The 3,830-nt window shown below is 36.5% G+C and carries 4 protein-coding genes; all 4 read left to right on the top strand.

What is annotated here, in order from left to right:
* Positions 1-277: 277 nt before the first annotated feature.
* The 4 genes from HMPREF9420_RS03725 (at position 278) to HMPREF9420_RS03710 (ending at position 3,815) form a co-directional block, all read left to right on the top strand.
* Positions 278-1,381 carry a glycosyltransferase family 4 protein gene (locus HMPREF9420_RS03725; protein ID WP_007134104.1) on the top strand — a complete coding sequence of 368 codons (1,104 nt, stop codon included), beginning with the start codon at positions 278-280 and terminating at the stop codon, positions 1,379-1,381.
* A gap of 127 nt (positions 1,382-1,508) precedes the next feature.
* Positions 1,509-2,549: a glycosyltransferase family 4 protein gene (locus HMPREF9420_RS03720; RefSeq protein WP_398394785.1), complete on the top strand. Its 1,041-nt coding sequence runs from the start codon at positions 1,509-1,511 to the stop codon at positions 2,547-2,549.
* Positions 2,539-3,183, top strand: coding sequence for a GNAT family N-acetyltransferase (locus tag HMPREF9420_RS03715; protein WP_007134102.1), 645 nt, complete (start codon positions 2,539-2,541; stop codon positions 3,181-3,183). The genes HMPREF9420_RS03720 and HMPREF9420_RS03715 overlap by 11 nt, the downstream gene beginning before the upstream one ends.
* Entirely contained in the window at positions 3,180-3,815 is a 636-nt protein-coding gene (locus HMPREF9420_RS03710; RefSeq protein WP_007134101.1) for a sugar transferase, read from the top strand. Before HMPREF9420_RS03715 ends, HMPREF9420_RS03710 begins: the two co-directional genes overlap by 4 nt.
* The last annotated feature ends 15 nt before the right edge of the window (positions 3,816-3,830 follow it).

Genomic DNA, 3,830 nt, shown 5'->3' with positions numbered 1-3,830 from the left:
GCAAGAAGGAGCAAGACAGTATTATGAGAAGTGGATTGCTCCAGAGATTGTCATTCAACGGTTATTAGAAAAGGTTGGTGAACAGCTTTGAATCTGAAACGTAATTCAGTTCTGCTGTCATTCTTGTCATTTGAATAGAGAGTATAATCTGTTAGATATCATTTGTTTATGATGAAATGTTAAAAGTGACAGCAAATAGTTTTTAAACTTATTGTGGTATTCTTATTTGGAATACGATTAAAACAGGATTATTATTGTAGAATAAACGCAGCTGATAATGAGAATATTACAAGTCATAACATCTTTGGATATAGGTGGGGCTGAAACGTTGGTGGTTAATTTGATACCAAGGTTACAGGCTTTAGGGGATACTGTGGATTTATGTATCTTTAATGGAAAAGAAACACCATTGACTCAGATATTAAAGAAAGAGAGTCCACAGACAAAGATATATGCGTTAGGACATGGGGTTTATAATCCGCTCTATATTTTAAAGTTGGTAAAGATAATGAGGAATTATGATATTGTTCATACGCATAATTCTTCACCGCAACTATTTGTTGCTATTGCTAACTTATTTTGTTCGCAGAAACTGATTTCTACAGAGCATACAACTTCTAATCGCAAACGTGAATGGAGATGGTATGTACCTATTGAAAGTTGGATGTATGGGCAATATAATCATGTGATTTGTATAAGTCAGATTGCCGAAGATAAATTGCGAGAGTATATGGGAGGAGTCTGGTTAGATAAAACAAATCCTAAATATAAGCAGATCTCAACGATTAATAATGGCGTAGATGTTAAGGCTATAAGTGATGCAACTCCCGATAATGCTTTGTTGTCATTAAAGGAACAAAGAAAAGCTATCTTGATGGTAGCTGGATTTCGGGATGCGAAGGATCAAGATACGGTTGTTAAAGCTTTAGGGCTACTCAATAACAATAACTTTGAAGTTTGGTTTGCTGGGGTTGGTATACGTCAAGAAATAGTTAAGCAGTTATCAGAGTCACTTGGTGTCAGTGACCGAGTTAGATTTTTAGGCTTACGTACTGATATTCCAAATGTTCTGAGAGCTGCAGATATTATTGTGATGTCATCTCATTGGGAAGGGTTAAGCCTTAGTAATGTAGAGGGAATGAGTGCACATAAGCCTTTTATAGCCTCTGATGTTAATGGTTTGAAAGAAGTAACTAAGGGATATGGTATTCTTTTTCCACATGAGGATGCAAAGGCATTGGCTGAAGAAATCAACCGATTAGCAAGTGATGAAGCTTATTATAACGAGATTGCAGAACGCTGTTATAATAGAGCTTTAGAGTTTGATATCAGCAATACTGTAAGTGATTATGCTGATGTGTATAAAAATATCTTAAATTAATATCATCAAGTTTTCGTCTTGATAAATAGGTTTCTATAAGTTGAAAGATATTCAAAGAAAAAAAATAATTCGCGTTACAACTGCGGACATATCTTTAAATAGTTTGCTAAAAGGGCAACTGATGTTTTTGAACCAATACTTCGAAGTTATTGGTGTTGCGAAAGATACAGGTGTTCTGAAGGAGGTTAGTGAACGAGAGGGAATCCGTGTGGTAGATGCTCCATTAGAACGTCCTATTAGTTTAGTGAAAGATATCAAGGGTTTATGGTTCTTGTGTCGTCTGTTCCGTAAGGAGAAGCCATGGTGTGTACATGCTAATACCCCTAAGGGGAGTTTGTTGGCAATGATTGCAGCTTGGATCGCTCGTGTTCCGCATAGGGTATATACCGTTACAGGTCTTCGTTATCAAGGTGCTCATGGCATGTTGAGAACGATTCTTAAGACGATGGAGCGCTTGTCATGTCTTTTTGCTACGAATGTTATTCCCGAAGGACAAGGGGTTTTACATGCTTTGCAAGAAGATAATATAACGAAGAAACCTTTGCATGTAATATGGAATGGCAATATCAATGGAATAGACACAGAATATTTTAAGTCTACGAAATCTTTTACGGAGCGTAAGAATGATACTTTTATTTTTGTCTTTATTGGTAGAATCGTTAGAGACAAGGGGATTCATGAGTTGACTGAATGTATACGAAAGTTGAATTGTAATTTAATTTTGGTTGGTTCGTTTGAAGATGGTGACCCCGTTGATGAAGATGATAAGAAATTCCTATTAACTTCTGAAAAGGTTAAATTTGTTGGATGGCAAATCGATGTGCGCCCATATTTAGAGCAAGCGGATGTATTAGTATTCCCAAGCTATCGTGAGGGCTTCCCTAATGTCCCTATGCAAGCGGGTGCAATGGGGCTTCCTTGTATTGTTACTAACATCAATGGTTGTAATGAGATAATCAAAGATGGATTAAATGGTAAGATAATCGCAGCCCCATTAAAGGAAGGGACCAAAATGATGGAGCAATCATTACTGAATACGATGCAATGGTTTATAGACCATAGGGAGGAAGCAAAACGCATGGGAAACAATGCTCGTCCTATGATACAAGAGCGTTATGAACAGAGGTATGTTTGGAAAGCATTAAAAGAATATTACGATGCTTTATAGGATTGCTCACATATTGCGTGATAAGTTTCCTTGGATTTGGGAGTCTATAGGTGTGATAAATTCTTTTCTTTTTGCTTTAAGATATGGTAAGAGAATGAAGAAGATAACGGGAATTCTAAAATCTTTTTCTTTATCCTCGAACCAAACATCAGAGGAAACAAGTAAATCGTCATTATTTAATATTGAGGCTTTAACAAAAGAGAATGTTTCTTTATTAAGTAGAATGTTTGCAGAACAGCCTGCGTCAGCCTTTGACTTCTTTAAGCCTCATGGCTTTGGTGATAGACCTTTATCAAAGTTGATAAGGGATAAGAGTTTCCTTGCGTATATAGTTACAGTCAACAATGATGATAATCAACCTGTCTGTGTCGGCTATTTCTTTCAGAGAAGTTTCTTTTGGGGCAAGTCCTTTCGTGGATATATGACGGACTTTCGATGGCGAAGAAAAGGAATAAATAAACTCATGAATCAGTGTGCTACAGAGATTTCTTCTTTCCTTGGTTTACATGTTTATGGAACAATAGCCCCAGAAAATATAGCAAGTATGAAGTCTGCACAAGCTGCTAACGATATTAAAATCATAGAGACACTACGTAATGGAGATTATTTAGTTGAATATTTACCAAAATCATGATACTTAAAGTTCTTTTCGATAAGGTTGTATCACTTATTGGACTTATTGTTCTGAGTCCAATTTTGGTGATAGTTTCGTTACTTATCAAGGTGAAGATGCCTGGTCCAATCTTATTTTGTCAGAAGCGGGTAGGGCAATATGGGAAACTTTTTACAGTTTATAAATTTAGATCAATGACTGTCAAGGCTGAGGCTTCTGTGGCAAGTAAGGATTCTGAAACTACATCTATAGCTTCTACAGAGCAAAGTAGGATAACGCCACTTGGTGAGAAACTTAGACGTTATAAGTTGGATGAGCTTCCTGAACTCTGGAATGTTCTTAAAGGAGATATGAGTTTTGTTGGCCCAAGACCAGATGTTCCAGGATATGCTGACCAGCTACAAGGAGATGAAAGAGATATTCTGAAGTTAAAGCCTGGCATAACAGGACCGGCCAGTTTGAAATATAGAAATGAAGAAGAAATCCTATCCTCTGTATCGAATCCAACCAAATATAACGATGAAGTAATCTTTCCTGATAAGGTTAGGCTTAATCTTTATTATTTGCACCACTATTCCTTTCGTAAGGATATTCAAATGATTGTCTGTACAGTTTTAGGGAAACAGATGGACTATGCAGGCGAACAAATTTAGGATGATAATCAAAAA

This window comes from Segatella salivae DSM 15606 (genome assembly GCF_000185845.1).
GTDB classification, from domain to species: Bacteria; Bacteroidota; Bacteroidia; order Bacteroidales; family Bacteroidaceae; genus Prevotella; species Prevotella salivae.
Note: the sequence above shows the minus strand (reverse complement) of the source record. Positions and strands in the feature narration are given on the sequence as shown.